Origin of the sequence: Streptomyces canus (assembly GCF_030815415.1) — a bacterium.
Classification (GTDB): Bacteria; Actinomycetota; Actinomycetes; order Streptomycetales; family Streptomycetaceae; genus Streptomyces; species Streptomyces canus_F.
This window is the reverse complement of record NZ_JAUSWW010000001.1, coordinates 7,863,815-7,883,083: the sequence shown is the minus strand read 5'-3', so window position 1 is coordinate 7,883,083 and position 19,269 is coordinate 7,863,815. Positions and strand designations below refer to the sequence as shown.

Genomic DNA, 19,269 nt, shown 5'->3' with positions numbered 1-19,269 from the left:
TTCAAGAAAAAACCGGGGTGCGACCTTGAAGGTACGCACCCCGGCAACCGTACAACTGGTGTGTTACTTGGAATTCTTCCGTTCGACCGAGGCCTTCACGAGGCCGGCGAACAGCGCGTGCGGTCGCGTGGGACGCGAGCGCAGCTCGGGGTGCGCCTGCGTGGCCACCAGGTAGGGGTGGACCTCGCGCGGGTATTCGACGTACTCGACGAGCTTGCCGTCCGGCGAGGTGCCGGAGAACAGGATGCCCGCCTTCTTCTCGAGCTCCGCGCGGTAGGCGTTGTTCACCTCGTAGCGGTGCCGGTGCCGCTCCTCGACATACTCCTTGCCCTCGTACACCTCGCGCACGATCGAGCCCTCGGCCAGCTTGGCCGGGTACATGCCCAGGCGCATGGTGCCGCCCATGTCGCCGTCACCGGCGACGATGTCGAGCTGCTCGGCCATGGTGGAGATGACCGGGTGCGAGGTCGCCGAGTCGAACTCGGTGGAGTTGGCGTCCGGGATGTCGGCCAGATTGCGCGCGGCCTCGATCACGATGCACTGCAGGCCCAGGCAGAGACCGAGCAGCGGGATCTTGTTCTCGCGGGCGTACTTGATCGCGCCGACCTTGCCGAGCACACCGCGGTCGCCGAAGCCGCCCGGGATGCAGACGCCGTCGACGTCACCGAGCTGCGCCGCGGCGCCGGCCGGGGTCTTGCAGTCGTCGGAGGTGACCCACTTGATCTTGACGCGGGCCTTGTTGGCGAAGCCGCCCGCGCGCAGCGCCTCGGTGACCGAGAGATAGGCGTCGGGCAGGTCGATGTACTTGCCGACCAGGGCGAGGGTGATCTCGTGGTCGGGGTTGTGGACGCGGTCGAGCAGGTCGTCCCAGGTCGTCCAGTCCACGTCGCGGAACGGCAGGTCCAGCTTGCGGACGACATAGGCGTCCAGGCCCTCGCCGTGCACGGTCTTCGGGATGTCGTAGATCGACTTGGCGTCGGGGCAGGCGACCACGGCGGCCTCGTCGACGTCGCACATCAGCGAGATCTTGCGCTTGATCGCGGTCGGCACCTCGCGGTCGCAGCGCAGCACGATCGCGTCCGGCTGGATACCGATGTTCCGCAGCGCCGCAACCGAGTGCTGGGTCGGCTTCGTCTTCAGCTCCCCCGACGGGCCGATGTACGGCAGGAGGGAAATGTGGACGACGAAGACGTTGTCACGGCCGACCTCGTGGCGGACCTGGCGGACGGTCTCCAGGAACGGCAGGGACTCGATGTCGCCGACGGTGCCGCCGACCTCGGTGATGACGACATCGACCTCGTCGGTCGCCATACGCCGGATGCGGTGCTTGATCTCGTTGGTGATGTGCGGGATGACCTGCACGGTGTCGCCCAGGTACTCGCCGCGCCGCTCCTTGGCGATCACCGTCGAGTACACCTGGCCTGTAGTGACATTGGCGCTGCCGTCCAAGTCGCGGTCCAGGAAACGCTCGTAGTGTCCGATGTCCAGGTCGGTTTCGGCGCCGTCGTTGGTGACGAACACCTCACCGTGCTGGAAGGGGTTCATCGTGCCCGGGTCGACGTTCAGATACGGGTCGAGCTTCTGCATCACGACGCGCAGGCCGCGCGCCTTGAGCAGCATGCCGAGGCTGGAGGCCGTCAGGCCCTTGCCGAGAGAGGAGGCGACACCCCCGGTGACGAAGATGTGCTTGGTCGTCGTAGATTTCGGCGGCATGGCCAAGACGGGGCTCCCGTGGTCGCGATCTGGGGTGCGGGGCGGCGCTGCAACCGGAGATCTCCGGCTTCGCCGTCGCTGCGGTCGGGGGTTTTATCCACCACCGGTCCACGGGCTACCAGGGTATCAGCGCCTCGACGGGATGGCTTCCGGCCACGCTCCGCGCACACGCCGACACAGACGCGTACACGTCTCATGGTTCTCACCCGTCGCTCACCCGATCGGCCCATCCACGTTGCCCGGAGCGGCACCCAGATCATCTACGTGCGACGTATCCTGCTCGGACATTCGCTGCCGAGCCCGGCCGGCCACACGGCACCACCCCCCGCCCGTAAGCACCGGAACAACGTGAGCTCGACAGTTCGTTGAGTACAGATTGTCGTTTTGCCTCACAGCCGAACGGCTGCTTTGCTTCACCGCTCAACGACGCATTACAACGACCCCTTGACCGCAAGAGCGACAGCCCCCCTTTTTCCTCGGGGGGCGACGTGGCCGTTCGACTGGAGTTGCACGTGGCCGGGCGCATCGAAGACTACGCACTCATCGGAGACATGCAGACCGCTGCTTTGGTCTGCCGGGACGGCACGGTGGACTGGCTCTGCCTGCCCCGCTTCGATTCCCACGCCATCTTCGCCGGTCTGCTGGGCACCGAGGAACACGGCTTCTGGAGACTGGGCCCCGCGCACGCGGCCGACGCGGAGCCGCCCACCGCGGCCCGGCGCACCTACCGCGGCGACTCGCTGATCCTGGAGTCCGAGTGGGACACCCCGCGCGGCACGGTCCGGGTCACCGACTTCATGCCCCCACGTGACGGCGCACCGCAGCTGATCCGGATCGTGGAGGGCGTCTCGGGCCGCGTCCCGATGCGGTCCGCGCTCCGGATGCGTTTCTCCTACGGCCGGGTGGTGCCGTGGGTGCACAAGCACGAGGGCCGTACGGTCGCCGTCGCGGGTCCGGACTCGGTCTGGTACGACACCGAGTGCGAGACCTACGGCAAGTCGCTGACCACGTACTCCGACTTCACGGTCGCCCCGGGTGACCGGATCGCGTTCACCATCTCGTGGGAGCCCTCGCACAAGCAGCCGCCGCCGCTGCCGGAGCCGGAGCAGTCGCTGGAGGCGACCGAGGAGTTCTGGCGGGACTGGGTCGATCACTGTACGTACCACGGCCCCTACCGCGAGGCCGTCGTCCGCTCCCTGATCACGCTCAAGGCCCTCACGTACGCGCCGACCGGCGGCATCGTCGCCGCCCCCACCACCTCGCTGCCCGAGGACATCGGCGGTGTCCGCAACTGGGACTACCGCTACACCTGGCTGCGCGACGCCGCGATCACGCTGTCCTCGCTGCTGCGCACCGGCTACCGCGAGGAGGCCCGCGCCTGGCGCGAGTGGCTGCTGCGCGCGGTCGCGGGCGACCCCGAGAACCTGCAGATCATGTACGGCATCGCGGGCGAGCGGGAGCTGGGCGAGGCCGAGCTGGACTGGCTGCCCGGCTACGAGAACTCCGCCCCGGTCCGGGTCGGCAACGGCGCCGCCCATCAGCTCCAGCTGGACGTGTACGGCGAGGTCACCGAGGCCCTGCACCTGGCCCACATGACGGGCCTGGCCCGCAACGACTACGCGTCCCTGCTCCAGCTCAAGCTCATCCGCTACCTGGAGGACCACTGGGACGAGCCGGACGAGGGCATCTGGGAGGTGCGCGGGCCGCGCCGGCACTTCGTGCACTCCAAGGTGATGGCCTGGGTCGCCGTCGACCGCACCATCAAGCTCATCGAGTCCGGCGACGCGGACGGCCCGCTGGAGCGCTGGCGCGAGCTGCGCGACGACATCCACCGGGACGTGTGTGAGAAGGGTTACGACAAGGAGCGCAACACCTTCACACAGTCGTACGGCTCGAAGGAGCTGGACGCCTCCCTGCTGCTGATCCCGCAGATGGGCTTCCTGCCGCCGGACGACAAGCGGGTGATCGGCACCATCGAGGCGATCCAGCGTGAGCTGTCCACGTCGGACGGCTTCATCCTGCGCTACCCGACCGAGGGTCAGAGCGAGGGCGTCGACGGTCTGCCCGGTGACGAAGGGGCCTTCCTGGCCTGCTCGTTCTGGATGGCGGACGACCTCGCGATGATCGGCCGCGTGGACGAGGCCCGCAAGCTCTTCGAGAAGCTGCTGGCCCTGCGCAACGACCTCGGGCTGCTCGCGGAGGAGTGGGACCCGGTGGCACAGCGCCAGGTCGGCAACTTCCCGCAGGCCTTCAGCCACGTTCCGCTCATCGACACCGCGCTGCGACTGACGGCGTCGGGAGCCTACGGCGGCTGAGCGCGCTGTACGAGCCGAGCCCGCCTAGGCTGGGACGAATAGCCCCTGCGAGAAAGGGGGCGCCCCATGGCATCCCCGTCGAAGGCGGGCACGGCACTCGCCGCGCTCCGCGAAGACCTGGTGGGCGACGTGTTCGCCCCGGGGGATCCGGGCTACGACGAGAACCGGACCGTCTACAACGCGATGATCGACCGCCGTCCCGCGGTGGTCGCGCAGTGTGTGGCCGAGGACGACGTCGTACGGTCCGTGCGCTTCGCCCGTGACCTGGATCTGCCGATCGCGGTACGCGGCGGCGGGCACAGCGTGGCGGGCATGGCGCTGAACGACGGCGGTCTGGTCGTCGATCTGCGCCATATGCGCGGGGTCACCGTCGATCCGGCCGCCGCGGCGGTACGGGTCGCGGGCGGCGCCACGATGAGCGACCTGGACCGCGCCTGCCAGCCGTTCGGTCTGGCCACCACCGGCGGACGCGCCTCGACCACCGGGGTGGGCGGCTTCGTGCTGGGCGGCGGCAGCGGCTGGCTGGAACGCTGCTGGGGACTGGCCGCCGACAACCTCCTCGGCGTCGAGCTGGTCACCGCCGACGGCTCGAAGGTCCATGCGAGCGCCGACGAGAACCCGGAGCTCTTCTGGGGCCTGCACGGCGGCAGCAGCAACTTCGGCATCGCCACCGCGCTCACCCTCAAGCTGCACGAACTGCCGGCGTTCTCCATCGCCCTGCTGCTGTATCTCCCGGAGTTCGGCCGTGAGGTCGTGCGCACCTACCGCGACATGATTGAGCCCGGCCCCCTGGAGGCGGGCGGCGCCGTCATCTATCTCACCGGCCAGGCGGAGGAGTTCATGCCGCCCCAGCTGGTGGGCACGATGCTGTGCGGTGCGCTGCTGACGTACGCCGGCACCGAGGAGGACATGCGCAAACTCGCCGAGCCGCTGCTGGCCCTGCCGCACGAGGTGGAGATCGTCGGCCAGATGCCCTACGCCGACGTCCAGTGCATGCTCGACGATCCGCCCGGCCTGCGGAACTACTGGTCGGCGGAGTATCTGACGGGCCTGCCCGACGACTACGTGGACGTCTTCTGCGCCCGCGCCGACTCGATGCCGGTCCCGAGCAACACGCTGCATGTGCTGTTCCCGGAGGGCGGCGCGGTCACCGACGGCCCGTCCGAGTACCCCGTGCCGTACCGGGGCGCGCCGTGGGGCGTGCACCCCTTCGCTGCCTGGGAGGACCCGGCCGACGACGACCGGTGCGTGGAGTGGGTGCGCGAGGTCCGCGCGGACGCCCGCCCGTGGCGCACCGGTGACGTCTACCTCAATTTCATCGGCGACGAGGGCACGGAACGGGTGGTGGCCGGGCTGGGGGCCGAGAACACGGGGCGGCTGGCGGCCCTCAAGCGGGAGTACGACCCGGACAACGTCTTCCGGTTCAACCACAACATCAGACCGGCGTGAGGTCCGGGGACCGACGGAGGGCAGCCGGTCAGCGGCGGCCGGGGCGAGCGCCGTCAGGGTCCGCCGCCCGGAGATGTGCCCGGGGCACGGGCGCGGGTAGCGTCCGGCTCATGGACAGCAGATTCGACAGCCAGGGCGCCGCCATCACCGTGCAGCGGGCGCTGGAGCTGCCCGGCCTGCGCAGCGGCCTCCCCGAGATCCTCGCGGGCGCCGACCGGCTCCAGCGGCCGGTGCGCTGGGTGCACGCGGGTGAGGTGCCCAACATCGCCTCCCTGCTGAAGGGCGGCGAACTGCTGCTGACCACGGGCTACGGGCTCGGTACCCGTCCGGCCGAGCAGCGTGCGTTCGTCCGCACCCTGGCCGAGCGGGGCATCGCGGCCCTGGTCGTCGAACTCGGCCCGCGCTTCACCCGCCTCCCGGCGGCCCTGGTCGACACGGCCCGCGCGACCGGGCTGCCACTGGTCCAACTGCACCGCGAGGTGCCCTTCGTGACAGTGACGGAGGAGATCCACACCGAGATCGTCAACGGCCACTACGCCCTGGTGCAGCGGGCGGAGGAGGTGCATCGCCGCTGTACGGAGGCCCTGCTGGGCGGCGGCGGGGTGCCCCAGGTGCTGGGCATCCTGGCCGACTTCAGCGACAACCCGGTCTTCCTGGAGACGACCGACGGCCAGCTGCTCTACGCCGCCGGGGCGGGCCCCGAGGGTGCGGATCCGCTCCAGGTGTGGGAGGGGCTGCGCAGCCAGCACAAGGACGCCCCGCCGGCCGGTTCCGTGCTGGTGGACGTGCCCGGGGGCGGCCCGGGCACGGGTTCGGTGCGCGCGCGGCTGGTCCTGCTCCCCGTACGCGCTCCCCTGGTCCCTGTGCACCGGATGGCGGCCGAGCGGGCCGCGGGCATCCTCGCCGTGGTGCTGATGCAGGCCCGGCAGGAGGAGGAGCTGGCCGCGCGGGGCCGGGGCGACTTCCTGACCGACCTCGCCGAGGGCCGTATCGCCGCCGAGGACGCGCCCGCGCAGGCGCGCGTGCTGGGCTTCAAGCCGGGCGCCAGTCCGTTGCTGCCGGTGGTGATGCGGCTCGGCGACGCCCTGTCCCCCGGCGGCGGCTGGGCGGTGCTGGCGCGGGCGGTGTCGGAGGAGCTGGCCGCCGTGGGGGTGCCGGTCCTGCTCGGCGTACGGCCGGTCGAGGGCCGCGTCCTGGTGCTGCTGGGGCTGCGCTCGGAGTCGGAGCGAGCGGCGGTCGCGGACCGGGTCGCGGCGGCGCTGCGGGCGGGAGTGGAGCGGGCCGGGATGCAGCGGCCGGGGGCACAGCCGCCGGTGGTGGTCGTCGGTGTGGCGGGCGGCTGGGCGGCGGCTTCGGCAGGGCTGCGGCACGCCGCGGAGACGGCGACCGCCGCGCAGGGTCTGTCGGACCGGCCCTGGTACGACGCCCGCCGCCTCGACATCGACCTGCTGCTGTGGCGGCTGCGCGACCATCCGGACCTCGCGGCCTTCGTCGACCGAGCGATCGGCCCGGTCCGCGACCACGACCACCGCTCCAAGCCACCGCTGCTGCCCACCCTGGAGACCTACCTCGCGCACGCGGGCCGCAAGGCGGAGACGGCACGCGAACTGCATCTGAACCGGCAGACCCTCTACAACCGCCTCGCACGCATCGGCGAGTTGCTGGGCACCGACCTCGACGACCCGCAGACGGTCCTGGCGTTGAGCCTGGCCCTGAGAGCCCGCAGGCACGTCGTCTAGGTCCCTCAGACGAGGGGCCGCGGCTGAGTCAACTCGTCGTAGACGCTGAGCACTTGGGCGACGGTCTCGTCCTCGGACGGCCAGCTGGCGGCCTGCCGTACCCCCTTCGCCCGCAGCTCCTCGCACCGCTCGGGATCGCCGAGAAGGCGTACGACGGTGTCGGCGAGGGCCTCCGCGTCGCCGTACGGCACGAGTTCGGCGGCGTCGCCCACGAGCTCGGGCATGCTGCCGACGTCGGTCGCGACGAGCGGCACGCGCGCGTGGAGGGCCTCCTGGGCCAGGACGGAACGGGACTCCCAACTGCTCGACAGCAGCGCGAGATCGGCCGCCGCGAGCAGCTCGGCCACGTCGTCGCGCCGCCCGATGAGCCGCACCGGCAGCCCCTCGTCCTCGATCCGGCGCTGCAACTCCGCACGCAGCGGCCCCTCCCCCGCGATCACGACGAGCGGCACCGGGTCGAGCTCCCGCCACGCGCGTGAGGCGTCCAGCAGGGTGTCGTACCCCCGATGGCTGTCGAGGGAGCCGACGGCCATCAGCAACGGGCGCCCGGTGGCGCCGAGTTCGGCCCGCACCTTGGGCCGCGGCCGGTCGGGGTCCTCGAGCCGCACGGCCTTGCGGACCCCGGGCAGTGCGACGGCGGCGAGCCGCGCGTCCCGCGCGCCCGTCGCCCGCGCCCGGTCGACCAGCGTCGAACTGGCCCCGAGGACCACGGAGGCGGCCTTCACGACCCGCCGCTCCAGCAGCCGCACCAGATGGGCCCGCGCACCCTCGGCATGTGCCCGGTCGTGCCAGGTGACGACGAGCGGAGTCCGCCGCCCGCTGAGCGCGAGCACCGCACGGAACGAGGCGTGCAGCCCGTGCGCGTGGACGAGGTCGGCGTCCGCGCAGGCGGCACGCAACGCGGCGACGGCCCCCGGGTCGCTGCTGCGCGGCACGTGCACATGGTCGGCGCCGGCACCACTGAAGTCGTAGGCGCGATCGGCGTCAGCAGGGGCGCACACGGTCACCCGCACGCCCCTCGCGACCAGCCCGGAGGCCAGGGACCGCACATGCGCGCTGCTGCGGGCGTTGCCACCGCCGAGCACCTGAACGGTGCGCAGCGGCGACTGGCCGTGCGGTGAGTGGCTGCTCACGGGGGTCACGTGGCCGGGGCTCCTGGTTCGGGTCGGGCGGTCACGAGGAAACGTACAGAAGGTGTCGGGCGGAGGGGTGTACCGCGCGCTTCCTACGCTTACTGCGTTCTAGGCCAAGGATGCCAGCACGCACGGGTGTTCCGGGAACGCCGGGGGTGTGGGGGTTCTGGAAGGAGAGGGGGTGGGTCACTCACACGGGTGAGAAACGGGGCGCGCTCGGAGCGAGTGGGGTCACTCGGGGAGCCCGACCGGCCCCAGCGGCAGCGACCGCGCGACCGCACTCACCCTGTCCCCGTACACGGCCGCGGCCACGACAGCGACGGCATGGGCCACCAGCCCCGCCCGCCCGTTGCCCGCCACCACAGCGGCGCCCAGAGCCGCACCCAGCGCGTGCGCGCCCATGTCGCCGATCATCGTGCGCTCACCGAGGTCCTCCGGCAGCACGGCAGCCGCGGCGCCCACGACCGCGGCGGCCAGCTCTCCCCCGGGCCCCTCGCGCAGCATCCCCGGCACCCCGAACGCGACGACCGAACCGGCCGCCCGCCCCGGCCGCACATCCACCAGGTTGACGAAGTGCGCGGCCCCGGCGATCACCACGCCCGCCAGCACCTTGTCGACGACCCGCTCCTTGAGGAACGCCCCCGCGACGAGCCCGGCGGCCGAGACGCCGAACAACTTGACGGCGCCGCTGGTGACTTCGCCTTCCCGCAACGCGCGGAGATGCGCACGGAAGCCACGGCGCGGGTCACCGGCGCCGGCGACATCGTCGTACGCCCCGCAGACCCCGGCGGCCGCCACGGCGAGCGCGGCGGCGGGGTGGACGCGAGCGGCGACGAGCGCGGCGCCCACCGCGGACGCGGGGCCGGCGTACAACTCGACGGTGCGCCCGGCGTAGTTTTTCCGCTCCCAACGGTCACGTCCGCCAGGAGCGCCGGCCCGCAGGGCGCTGACGGCGGCGCGGGTGAGGACGGCGGCGAGAGCGAGGGAGACGGGGCGGCCGATCATCATCCGGCCACCCTAGTCCGCACGCCCCTGACGGGCCCTGTGCGCGAAACGCCTTGCGCGTGCAGAACCCTGTGCGTGCAGAGCCCTACGCGTCCGCCCGAGCCGCCTCCAGCAACTCCTCCGCATGCGCCCGCGCGGTCTCCGAGTCCTCCTGCCCGGCGAGCATCCGGGACAACTCCCGTACCCGCTCCTCGCCTTCGAGGACCTTCACACCGGAGCGCGTGACAGAACCGTCGTTGGTCTTCTCGACCAGCAACTGCCGGTCGGCGAAGGCGGCCACCTGCGGCAGATGCGTCACGACCACGACCTGCGCGGACTTCGCCAGCTTGGCGAGCCGTCGCCCGATCTCGACCGCGGCCTTGCCACCGACGCCGGCGTCGACCTCGTCGAAGAGATAGGTCGGCACGGGATCCGTCCCCGCGAACACCACCTCGACGGCCAGCATCACGCGGGAGAGCTCACCACCGGAGGCCCCCTTGGCGATCGGCCGCGGCGGCGCCCCGGGATGCGGAGCGAGCAGCAGCTCGACCTCGTCGGCCCCGGACGGCCCGTACGCGACGGCTCGCCCGCCGACTTCGACGCCTTCCGGATCCTCGGTCTGCCGGATGTCGAAGGACACGCGCGCGTGCGGCATCGCGAGCGAGGCCAGCTCCGCGGTCACAGCGGCGGCGAACCGCGAGGCCGCCTCCGCACGCGCATCCGTCAACGCCTGCGCCAGCCCGCCCAGTTCCGCCCGCAGCGCGTCCCGCTCGGCGGTCAGCTCGTCGATCCGCTCGTCGTCGCCGTCAAGTTCGGTGAGCCGCGCGGCCCCCTGCTCGGCCCAGGCCAGCACGGCGGCGACATCATCGCCGTACTTCCGGGTGAGCGCCGTGAGGGCCGCCCGCCGCTCCTCGACGGCAGCCAGCCGCAGCGGATCGGCGTCGAGGTCGTCGGCGTACCCCGCCAGCTCCCCCGCGACATCGCCCAGCAGGATCCCGATCTCCCCGATCCGGTCGGCGAGCGCGGACAGCGCCGGGTCGTGCGACCGTACGGCCTCCAGGGCCCGCTGGGCGCCCGCGACGAGCGTGGCGGCGTCGATGCCCTCGGGGTCCTCGGGATTACCGGCGAGAGCGGCGTGCGCGACCGTGGCGGCGGACGACAGGGCCTCCGCGTGCCCGAGCCGCTCGGCCTCCCCCGCCAGTTCGACGTCCTCCCCGGCACGTGGCTCGACGCCGGCGATCTCGTCGAGGCCGTAGCGCAGCATGTCGGCCTCCTGGGCCCGCTCACGCGCACGTGTGGTGATCTCGCCGAGCTCCACGACCACGGCCCGCAGCCGCCGATAGGCCTCGGTGTACTTGGCCAGCGGCACGGTGACGGCGTCCCCGGCGTACCGGTCGAGCGCCTGCCGCTGCCGGGACAGCTTCAGCAGCCCCTGCTGATCCGTCTGCCCGTGCACCGCCACCAGCTCATCCGCGAGCTCCGCCAGCACTCCGACGGGCACGCTCCGCCCACCCACATGCGCCCGGGACCGCCCCTCGGCGGAAACGGTACGGCTGATGAGCAGCGCCCCGTCATCGAGCTCTGCCCCGGCCTCCTCGGCCCGCACCACGACCGAAGAGCCCGCGGGAACGCTGATCCGCCCCTCCACGACCGCCTTGTCGGCCCCGATCCGCACGAGCGCCGGGTCCGCCCGCCCACCGAGCAGCAGCCCCAGGCTGGTGACCACCATGGTCTTGCCCGCGCCCGTCTCACCCGTGACAGCGGTGAACCCGGGCGACAGCTCGACGACCGCGTCGTCGATGACTCCGAGCGACCGTATCCGCATCTCTTCCAGCACGGTGAAGACCTTACGAGGTAGGGCGGGACAAGCGCGAGGCACCCTGTCACCCGGGCGAGTGGAGAAACCTGAAGGGGCGCGGGGCTGTATCGATGTGCGGCTCCGCCGCGTGGGCGCGACCAGCCACAGATCACCCGCACCCGCCAACGCTCCGTCACCACCCCCCGCAGATGGCTAGTGCGGCGCCCCCCGCCACCCGGATACCGGCAACGCAAACTTCGCCACAAGCCGGTCGGTAAAGGACGCATGATGCAGTCGAGCCAACCGCACCGGCACAGCCCCCCGCCGCACCTCGACCCTGGCCCCGGGCGGCAGCTCAACCGTCCGCCGCCCGTCACACCACAGAACCCCCGGCGGAATATGTGGCAGAACCTCCACAGCCAACACAGAATCCGGCGACGTCACCAACGGCTTCGCGAACAGCGCGTGCGCACTGATCGGCACCATCAGCAACGCCTCCACCTCGGGCCACACCACAGGCCCACCGGCGGAGAAGGCATACGCGGTGGACCCGGTGGGAGTCGACAGCACGATCCCGTCGCACCCGAACCCCGTCACCGGCCGGCCGTCGATCTCCAGCACGACCTCGAGCAGCTTCTCCGCGCCGGCCTTCTGCACCGCCGCCTCGTTCAGCGCCCAGTCCGTGTGCACGATGTCCCCGTTGCTGTGCACGACGACATCGACGGTCATCCGCTCCTCGACCTCGTACGACTTCGTCACCACCCGGTCGACGACCTTGTCGAGATCATCCCGCTCGGCCTCGGCGAGGAACCCGACGCGCCCGAGGTTGACGCCGAGCATCGGCACCCCGGAAGCCCGGGCGAACTCGGCCCCCCGCAGCAGCGTCCCGTCCCCGCCCAGCACGATCAGCAGCTCGCACCCGTCGAGGCACAGCGGAGTCGCCTCCTTGACCAGCTCCACCTCGTCCGGCAACGGCAGGTCGGCGGCCTCGTACTCCAGCACGCGCACGCCGATGCCCTCACGCAGCAGGCCCTTCACCACCAGCTCGGCGCTGCGGATGGCCGCTGGCCGCCCGGTGTGGGCGAGCAGGAAAACAGTACGAGCTCGGTTCTGGGTCAACGCGGCCCCTCCGCCACTGCACGGTCAACGTCGGCCGGATCCAGGGCGGGTGCCCCGGCACGCAGCCACAGAAAGTATTCGACATTGCCCGAGGGTCCGGGCAACGGACTTGCCGTGACCCCCTTCACCCCGAGCCCGAGTTCCCATGCCTTCTCGGCCACACCGCGCACGGCCTCCGCCCGCAGCCGCGGACTCCGTACGACTCCCCCACTGCCCAGCCGTTCCTTCCCCACCTCGAACTGCGGCTTGACCATCATCACCAGGTCGGCGTCCGGCTTCACGCACCGCGCCAGGGCGGGCAGCACCAGCCCGAGCGGAATGAAGGACAGATCCCCCACTACAAGGTCCACGGGCTCCCCATCGATCGCTTCAAGCGTCAACTCGCGTACGTTCGTACGGTCCTTGACGGTGACGCGTTCATCGCTCTGAAGAGTCCACGCGAGTTGCCCGTACCCGACGTCGACGGCGACGACGTGCGCGGCCCCCGACCGCAGCAGCACATCGGTGAATCCGCCGGTGGACGCGCCGGCGTCCAACGCCCGCCGCCCCTCGATGACGAGCCCCCGCGGTACGAACGCCTGCAGCGCGCCCGCAAGCTTGTGCCCGCCCCGGGACACATAGCCGGGATCGCCGTCGTCGTCCGAGACCACGATCGCCGCCGCGGTCTCCACCTGCGTGGCCGGCTTCGTCGCGACGGTCTTGCCGACACTGACCCGCCCGGCGGCGATCAGCTGACTGGCGTGCTCGCGCGAGCGCGCGAGCTTCCGCCGGACCAGCTCCGCGTCGAGACGTTGGCGTGCGACTCCTGCCACGTTCGGTTCAGCTCCTATTGCCATACGAGGGTGAAGGCGCCCTCTGTTCATACGACGACGGGGGCGCCGGCGTTCCCGGGCGGGCGTCGAGCGCGGTGAGCGCGTCGCGCAGCCCCCGGTGTACATCCTCGTACACCTCGACGTGTCCGTCGGTGGCGAGGTGGTCGGCGTCGCCGAGCCGCTCCAGGTGGGCGTCCACCTCGGCGTTGCCGGTGGGGGTGCGGGAGACGTTCAGCGGGGCCGGGGCGGCGGGTTCGTGCTCCGGCTCCACCGCCTCCTCGAGGGTCTGCGTCTCCGGTGCTGCGTCGCTCATACCCAGACGCTACCCCGAAGGGCTGGGGTACCGTCGATCTCGATGGCCACGATCGAGGAGTGCCGCGCCGCACTCGAAAAGCTCTCCGACACCATGCAGCGCACCGAGGGGGACGTCCGCACCGCGGCGGCCATGGACCGCTCGGTCAGCTGCCGGATCACCGACCTCGACACCACCTTCGTCGGCCGGATGACGAACGGCCGGATCGTGGTGCACGACACGGTCCAGGGCCCGCCCCCCGAGAAGGCCCAGATCAGACTGACCATGAAGAGCGACGACCTGGTGGCCCTGGTCGACGGCCAGCTGAACTTCGCCAAGGCCTGGGGCTCGGGCCGGGTCAAGCTGGAGGCGGGCCTGCGCGACCTGCTCCAGCTGCGGAAGCTCCTGTAGCTCAGGAGGCCTCGGCGGCAGCCACCTTCCGCACGTCCGTCCTCCTGTCCTCCACCCGCGCCTTCCGCGCCGCCGGCACCACCAGCGGCGTCGCCGTCTCCGGGTCGTCGATGACCTGGCAGCGCAGCCCGAAGACCTCCTCGACCAGCTCGGCCGTGACGATGTCGTTCGGCGCCCCCTCGGCGATGACGCTGCCGTCCTTCAGGGCGATCAGATGCGTGGCGTACCGGGCGGCGTGGTTGAGGTCGTGGAGAACGGCCACCAGCGTGCGGCCCTGCTCCTCGTGCAGCTCGGCACAGAGGTCGAGGACGTCGATCTGGTGCTGGATGTCGAGATAGGTCGTCGGCTCGTCCAGGAGCAGCAGCGGGGTCTGCTGGGCGAGCGCCATGGCGATCCACACACGCTGGCGCTGACCGCCGGACAGCTCGTCGACGTACCGGTCCGCGAGCTCGGCGACCCCGGTCTGCGCCATCGACTCCTGCACGACCCGCTCGTCCTCGGTCGACCACTGGCGCAGGATGCCCTGGTGCGGGTAGCGGCCGCGGCCCACCAGGTCGGCGACGGTGATCCCGTCCGGCGCGATGGACGACTGCGGCAGCAGGCCCAGCGTCCGCGCGACCTTCTTCGCGGGCATCGACTGGATGACCTGACCGTCGAGCAGCACCCGCCCCTGGTTCGGCTTCAGCATCCGCGACAGCGCCCTCAGCAGCGTGGACTTGCCGCACGCGTTCGGGCCGACGATCACGGTGAAGGAGTTGTCGGGGATCTCCACCGACAGCTGCTCGGCGATGACGCGCTGGTCGTAGGCGAGGGTGACGTTCTCGGCGGAGAGGCGGTTCACGGTGCTCCTTCGGGTGTTCCGGTTCGCCCGGGTGTTGTTGTTCGCCGAGCCGCTCATGTCCGGCTTGCGCGAGCCGCTCATATCCGGCCCGCCTTCCGCTCGGTGACCAGCAGCCAGAGCAGATAGACACCGCCGAGCACACCGGTGACCACGCCCACCGGCATCTGGTCGGCGCCGAAGACCTTCTGCGAGATCCAGTCGGCACCGACCAGCAGGGCGGCGCCCATGCACAGCGAGGGCAGCAGGTTCGGGCCGGGCGAGCGGGTCAGGCGCCGGGCGAGCTGCGGCGCGGTGAGCGCCACGAAGCTGACCGGACCGGCGGCGGCCGTCGCGGACGCGGTGAGCAGGACGGCGGCGATCATCAGCAGCCCCCGCACCCGCTCCACGCGCACCCCGAGGGCATACGACACGTCGTCGCCCATCTCCATCATCCGCAGCCCACGCGCGTTGGCGAGGACGAGCGGTACGAGGACGGCACACAGCCCGAGCAGCGGCCACACCTGGTCCCAGTCACGGCCGCTGAGCGACCCGGTCATCCAGACCATCGCCCGGGCCGCGTCGACGATGTCGGACACGGTCATCAGATAGCCGTTGACCGCCGTGAGGATCGCGGACACACCGATGCCGACCAGCACCAGCCGGTATCCGTGCACACCCTGCTTCCACGCGAGCAGATAGATGGCGAGCCCCGCCACCAGACCGCCCACCAGCGCCCCGACGGTGACCTCGGCCGCGCTCCCGGAGAACAGCACGATCATCACGAGCGCACCGGCCGTCGCCCCCTGCCCGAGACCGAGGATGTCCGGGCTGCCCAGCGGGTTGCGGGACACGGCCTGGAACAGCGCGCCGCCGAGCCCGAGCGAGGCGCCGACCAGCAGCCCGACGAGGACCCGGGGCAGCCGCAGCTCGTTGACGATGAACTCCTGGCCCGCGTTCCCGTTGCCGAGCAGCGTCTTGAGCACGTCGCCGGCCGGGATCGGGAAGTCGCCGGTGCCGATGAGCACGACACTCGCGGTGAGCGCGGCCGCCAGCAGCAGGAGTACGACGGTCAAGGCACGGACGTCGAGGCGGACCGACAGCCCGCCCGGCGTCCTGATGGCACGGTTGGTCTTCACAGCTGCGCCGTCCTCCGCCGTCGTACGAGAAAGATGAACACCGGGCCACCGAGGATCGCGGTGACGATGCCGACCTGAAGTTCGGAGGGCCGGGCGACGATCCGGCCGATGACGTCGGCGCCGAGCAGCAGCACGGGCGACAGGACGGTCGCGTACGGCATGATCCAGCGCAGGTCGGGTCCGGTGAAGGAGCGCACGACGTGCGGCACCATCAGGCCGACGAACACGATCGGTCCGCAGGCGGCGGTCGCGGCCCCGCACAGCACGGTGGCGGCGAGCATCGACAGCGCCCGGGTGCGGTTGAGGTTGGCGCCGAGGGCCTTGGCGGTGTCGTCGCCCATCTCCATGGCGTTGAGCGGCCGGGCGAGCGCGAGGGCGAGGAACGTGCCGACCGCGAGGAACGGCAGGACCTGGAGGATGGTCGACTCGCTGGCCGAGGAGAGCGAACCCACCGTCCAGAAGCGCATCTTGCCGAGCGCGGCCTCGTTCGTGATCATCACGGCCTGGAGATAGCCGTAGAGCGCGGCGCTGATCGCCGTGCCGGCGAGCGCGAGCCGCACCGGCGTCGCCCCCCGGCTGCCGCCGAGGAACCACACGAGCGCCCCGACTGCGGCCGCCCCGAAGAAGGCGAACCAGACATAGCCCGTCAGGCTCGTGACACCGAAGTACGTCATGGCGGTGACGACCGCCGCGGACGCACCCGCGTTGATGCCGAGCAGCCCGGGGTCGGCCAGCGGATTACGGGTGAGCGCTTGGAGGACCGCACCCGACAGACCGAGCGCGGCACCGGCCAGCAGACCCAGCAGGGTCCGCCAGAGCCGCTCGGTGACGACGACATCGCCGTATGTCCCCGAGTCCTCGAACAGGCCGTGCCACACCTGCCCCATCGACAGCTCTTTCGCCCCGATCGCGATGCTCGCCAAGGCGACGAGCACCAGGATCGCGACGGACACGAGCAACCCAAGGGCACGTATCGCCCGGCGGGTTGGGGGCGCGGGGGCGGTCTCCGCGCGCTGTTCGGGAGGACTGTCGACCAACACGCAGTTAGGTTAGCCTACCCTCGGATTCAGCTACGATCCCGCTGCACGGGTTCACCGGATGGGCGCCAGGCGCACCCCTCACAGACCCAACCGCGCGAGCGCCTTCCCTCCGTCCAGCTCGCACGTTCCCGCACCGGCCGCCGACCACGCCGCCGCACACAGCGCCCGCAGCCCGTCCAGGGCCTCCCCCTCACCAGCCAGTTCCAGCAGCTCGGCACCGGCCGTAGCCGTCCAACCGCCGCACCGGAACCCCCCACCCGCCTCGGTGACTTCGGGCTGTCCCGTGAGCATGCCGCGCAGATCGGCGTCGACATACGTCGGCCGGTGCTGCGGCGGCGCGGCCAGCAGCTGCGCCCCGTCGGTCACCCCGGTCAGAACGAGCAGCGAGTCGACCTCCCCGTTGAACGCGCCCTCGATGTCCGTGTCCAGCCGGTCCCCGACCACCAGCGGCCGCTCGGCCCCGGTCCGCAGGATCGTCTCCCGGTGCATGGGAGGCAACGGCTTGCCCGCGACCTGCGGCTCGGCACCGGTCGCGATGCGCACGACCTCCACCGCCGCCCCGTTGCCCGGCGCGATCCCGCGTCCGCTGGGAATCGTCAGATCGGTGTTGGACGCGAACCACGGCACCCCGCGCGCGACGGCGTACGAAGCCTCGGCGAACCGCCCCCACGGCAGATCCGGGCCGCCGAACCCCTGTACCACCGCGGCCGGATCGTCATCGGCCGACTCGACAGGCTCCAGCCCCCGCTCCCGCAGCGCGACCCGCAACCCCTCCCCGCCGATCACCAGCACCCGCGCCCCTGCGGGCACCTGCTCACTGATGAGCCGCGCGACGGCCTGAGCCGAGGTGATGACATCACCGGCTTCCGTCGGTATGCCCAGCTCGGTCAGATGCTCGGCGACGGTGTCCGGCGTCCGCAGCGCGTTGTTGGTGACGTACGCGAGATGCATGCCGCCGGCCCGAGCCGTGGCCAGCGACTCGACGGCGTGCACGATGGCGTTCCCGCCCGCGTACACCACCCCGTCGAGGTCGAGCAGCGCGGTGTCGTACGCCTCGCTCAGGGCCTGGCCACTGCCCTCGGGCCTCGTCCTGACGCTCTGGCTCATTCCACATCGCTCCTCGCTCGACGGCTTTCCCCCGATCATCCCTCACGCCACTGACACACGTACGATGCCGGGATGAACACCGCAGGTCACTCGGAAGCAATGGCGCGCCGGGGCCTGGAACTCACCCCGTTCCGAGGTCTTCGTTACGACCCCGACCGGGTCGGCAGCCTCGCGGCCGTGACGTCCCCGCCGTACGACGTCGTCGTACGCCCCGACGGCGTCGTCCACCTCCAGTCCGCGGACCCGTACAACATCGTCCGGCTGATCCTGCCCCAGGCGATCACCTCCACCGCCCGCAACGAACAGGCGGCCGACACCCTGCGCCGCTGGCTCGCGGAGGGCGTCCTGACAGCCGACCCCGACCCTTGCCTGTACGTCTACGAGCAGCGCGCGACCGACGGCATGCTCCAACGCGGCGTCATCGGCACCCTGCGGCTGTCGGATCCGTCCGAGGGCGTGGTCCTGCCGCACGAGGACGTCATGCCGCACGTGGTCGCCGACCGCGCCGCCCTCATGCGCGCCACCTCCGCGAACCTGGAGCCCCTGCTCCTGACGTACCGCGGCAACGGCTCCCCGGCCGACACGACAGCCGTCGTCGAACTCACGGCGGAGCAGGAGCCGCTCCTGGCCACCACCACCGAGGACGGCTACCGCCACCGCCTCTGGGCGATCACCGACCCCGCCGACGTGGCCACGATCCAGAACGACCTGGCCGGTCACCAGGCACTCATCGCCGACGGTCATCACCGCTGGGCGACATCCCTCCGTCTACGCGCGGAGCACCCCTCCCCCAGCCCCTGGGACTACGGCCTCGTCCTCCTGGTCGACACCGCCCGCTACCCCCTGCGCGTCCGCGCCATCCACCGCCTTCTGCACGGCCTGCCGGTAGCGGACGCCCTGGCCCCGCTCGAGGGTCTGTTCCGCGTACGCCGTCTCGACGTCCCCTTGGCCGAGGCCCTGGACACCCTCGCCGACGCGGCCTGCGCGGGCAACGCCTTCCTGCTCGCCGGAGACGGCGCCTTCCACCTCATCGACCGCCCGGACCAGGATCTCCTCGCCCGTACGGTCCCCACGGACCGCCCCGCGGCCTGGCGCACCCTGGACGCGACGGTCCTGCACGCCACGCTCCTCGACCACGTCTGGCACGTCCCCGAGGACGACCCCACCCGCATCGCCTACATCCACGACACCGCCGCCACGGTCCGCAAGGCGGAGCGCGACGGCGGTACGGCCGTCCTCATGCACCCGGTCCGCGAGGAGGTCGTCCGCGACCTGGCCCGCCAGGGCGTCACGATGCCCCGCAAGTCGACGTCGTTCGGCCCCAAGCCGGCGTCGGGCCTGGTGCTGCGCGCGCTGGAACTCTGAGCCGCCGTCAAACGACAAAGGGCGGGATCCCGTTGA

16 protein-coding genes are annotated in these 19,269 nt (G+C 71.5%); 5 read left to right on the top strand and 11 right to left on the bottom strand.

Translation table 11 applies throughout. From position 1 onward, the window contains the following. Nucleotides 1-63: 63 nt before the first annotated feature. Nucleotides 64-1,713 (bottom strand): CTP synthase, encoded by a 1,650-nt coding sequence (locus QF037_RS36450; protein WP_307032649.1) that lies wholly within the window; start codon nt 1,711-1,713, stop codon nt 64-66. Between the two features lie 512 nt (nt 1,714-2,225). Between QF037_RS36450 and QF037_RS36445 the strand changes: the two genes are divergently transcribed. From QF037_RS36445 to QF037_RS36435, 3 genes are all read left to right on the top strand, one after another. Beyond that, nucleotides 2,226-4,028, top strand: coding sequence for a glycoside hydrolase family 15 protein (locus QF037_RS36445; protein WP_307037543.1), 1,803 nt, complete (start codon nt 2,226-2,228; stop codon nt 4,026-4,028). A gap of 66 nt (nt 4,029-4,094) precedes the next feature. Further along, nucleotides 4,095-5,477, top strand: coding sequence for an FAD-binding oxidoreductase (locus QF037_RS36440; RefSeq protein ID WP_307032646.1), 1,383 nt, complete (start codon nt 4,095-4,097; stop codon nt 5,475-5,477). Nucleotides 5,478-5,587: 110 nt separating this feature from the next. Then, entirely contained in the window at nt 5,588-7,216 is a 1,629-nt protein-coding gene (locus QF037_RS36435) for a PucR family transcriptional regulator (RefSeq protein WP_307032644.1), read from the top strand. 5 nt (nt 7,217-7,221) lie between these two features. Here the strand turns inward: QF037_RS36435 and QF037_RS36430 are convergent, their stop codons facing one another. From QF037_RS36430 to QF037_RS36405, 6 genes are all read right to left on the bottom strand, one after another. Continuing rightward, nucleotides 7,222-8,358 (bottom strand): glycosyltransferase family 4 protein, encoded by a 1,137-nt coding sequence (locus tag QF037_RS36430; RefSeq protein WP_307032642.1) that lies wholly within the window; start codon nt 8,356-8,358, stop codon nt 7,222-7,224. Between the two features lie 222 nt (nt 8,359-8,580). Continuing rightward, entirely contained in the window at nt 8,581-9,354 is a 774-nt protein-coding gene (locus QF037_RS36425) for a hypothetical protein (protein WP_373463982.1), read from the bottom strand. A gap of 85 nt (nt 9,355-9,439) precedes the next feature. Then, entirely contained in the window at nt 9,440-11,158 is a 1,719-nt protein-coding gene (gene recN / locus QF037_RS36420; protein WP_307037540.1) for a DNA repair protein RecN, read from the bottom strand. A 186-nt stretch (nt 11,159-11,344) separates the two neighbouring features. Further along, nucleotides 11,345-12,250, bottom strand: a complete 906-nt coding sequence (locus tag QF037_RS36415) for an NAD kinase (protein WP_307032639.1) — start codon at nt 12,248-12,250, stop codon at nt 11,345-11,347. Next, nucleotides 12,247-13,062, bottom strand: a complete 816-nt coding sequence (locus tag QF037_RS36410; protein ID WP_307032637.1) for a TlyA family RNA methyltransferase — start codon at nt 13,060-13,062, stop codon at nt 12,247-12,249. The genes QF037_RS36415 and QF037_RS36410 overlap by 4 nt, the downstream gene beginning before the upstream one ends. 7 nt (nt 13,063-13,069) lie before the next feature. Beyond that, the gene (locus QF037_RS36405; RefSeq protein WP_307032634.1) at nt 13,070-13,375 is read right to left on the bottom strand and encodes a hypothetical protein; all 306 of its coding nucleotides are present in this window, start codon (nt 13,373-13,375) and stop codon (nt 13,070-13,072) included. 42 nt (nt 13,376-13,417) lie between these two features. Here QF037_RS36405 and QF037_RS36400 point away from each other — a divergent pair, with 42 nt between their 5' ends. Continuing rightward, a complete protein-coding gene (locus QF037_RS36400; RefSeq protein ID WP_307032633.1) occupies nt 13,418-13,765 on the top strand; it encodes an SCP2 sterol-binding domain-containing protein in 348 nt (115 codons plus the stop codon). Nucleotide 13,766: 1 nt separating this feature from the next. Here QF037_RS36400 and QF037_RS36395 read toward each other — a convergent pair whose 3' ends face one another. The 4 genes from QF037_RS36395 to QF037_RS36380 form a co-directional block, all read right to left on the bottom strand. Beyond that, nucleotides 13,767-14,663, bottom strand: a complete 897-nt coding sequence (locus QF037_RS36395) for an ABC transporter ATP-binding protein (protein ID WP_307037537.1) — start codon at nt 14,661-14,663, stop codon at nt 13,767-13,769. Between the two features lie 20 nt (nt 14,664-14,683). Beyond that, the gene (locus tag QF037_RS36390) at nt 14,684-15,721 is read right to left on the bottom strand and encodes a FecCD family ABC transporter permease (protein ID WP_307032631.1); all 1,038 of its coding nucleotides are present in this window, start codon (nt 15,719-15,721) and stop codon (nt 14,684-14,686) included. Continuing rightward, on the bottom strand, nt 15,718-16,761 hold the full coding sequence (locus QF037_RS36385) for a FecCD family ABC transporter permease (protein ID WP_307032629.1): 1,044 nt from the start codon (nt 16,759-16,761) through the stop codon (nt 15,718-15,720). Before QF037_RS36385 ends, QF037_RS36390 begins: the two co-directional genes overlap by 4 nt. A 78-nt stretch (nt 16,762-16,839) precedes the next feature. Continuing rightward, entirely contained in the window at nt 16,840-17,868 is a 1,029-nt protein-coding gene (locus QF037_RS36380; RefSeq protein ID WP_307032627.1) for an HAD hydrolase-like protein, read from the bottom strand. A 72-nt stretch (nt 17,869-17,940) separates the two neighbouring features. Here QF037_RS36380 and QF037_RS36375 point away from each other — a divergent pair, with 72 nt between their 5' ends. After that, nucleotides 17,941-19,233, top strand: a complete 1,293-nt coding sequence (locus QF037_RS36375) for a DUF1015 domain-containing protein (RefSeq protein ID WP_307032626.1) — start codon at nt 17,941-17,943, stop codon at nt 19,231-19,233. Nucleotides 19,234-19,269 lie beyond the last annotated feature (36 nt).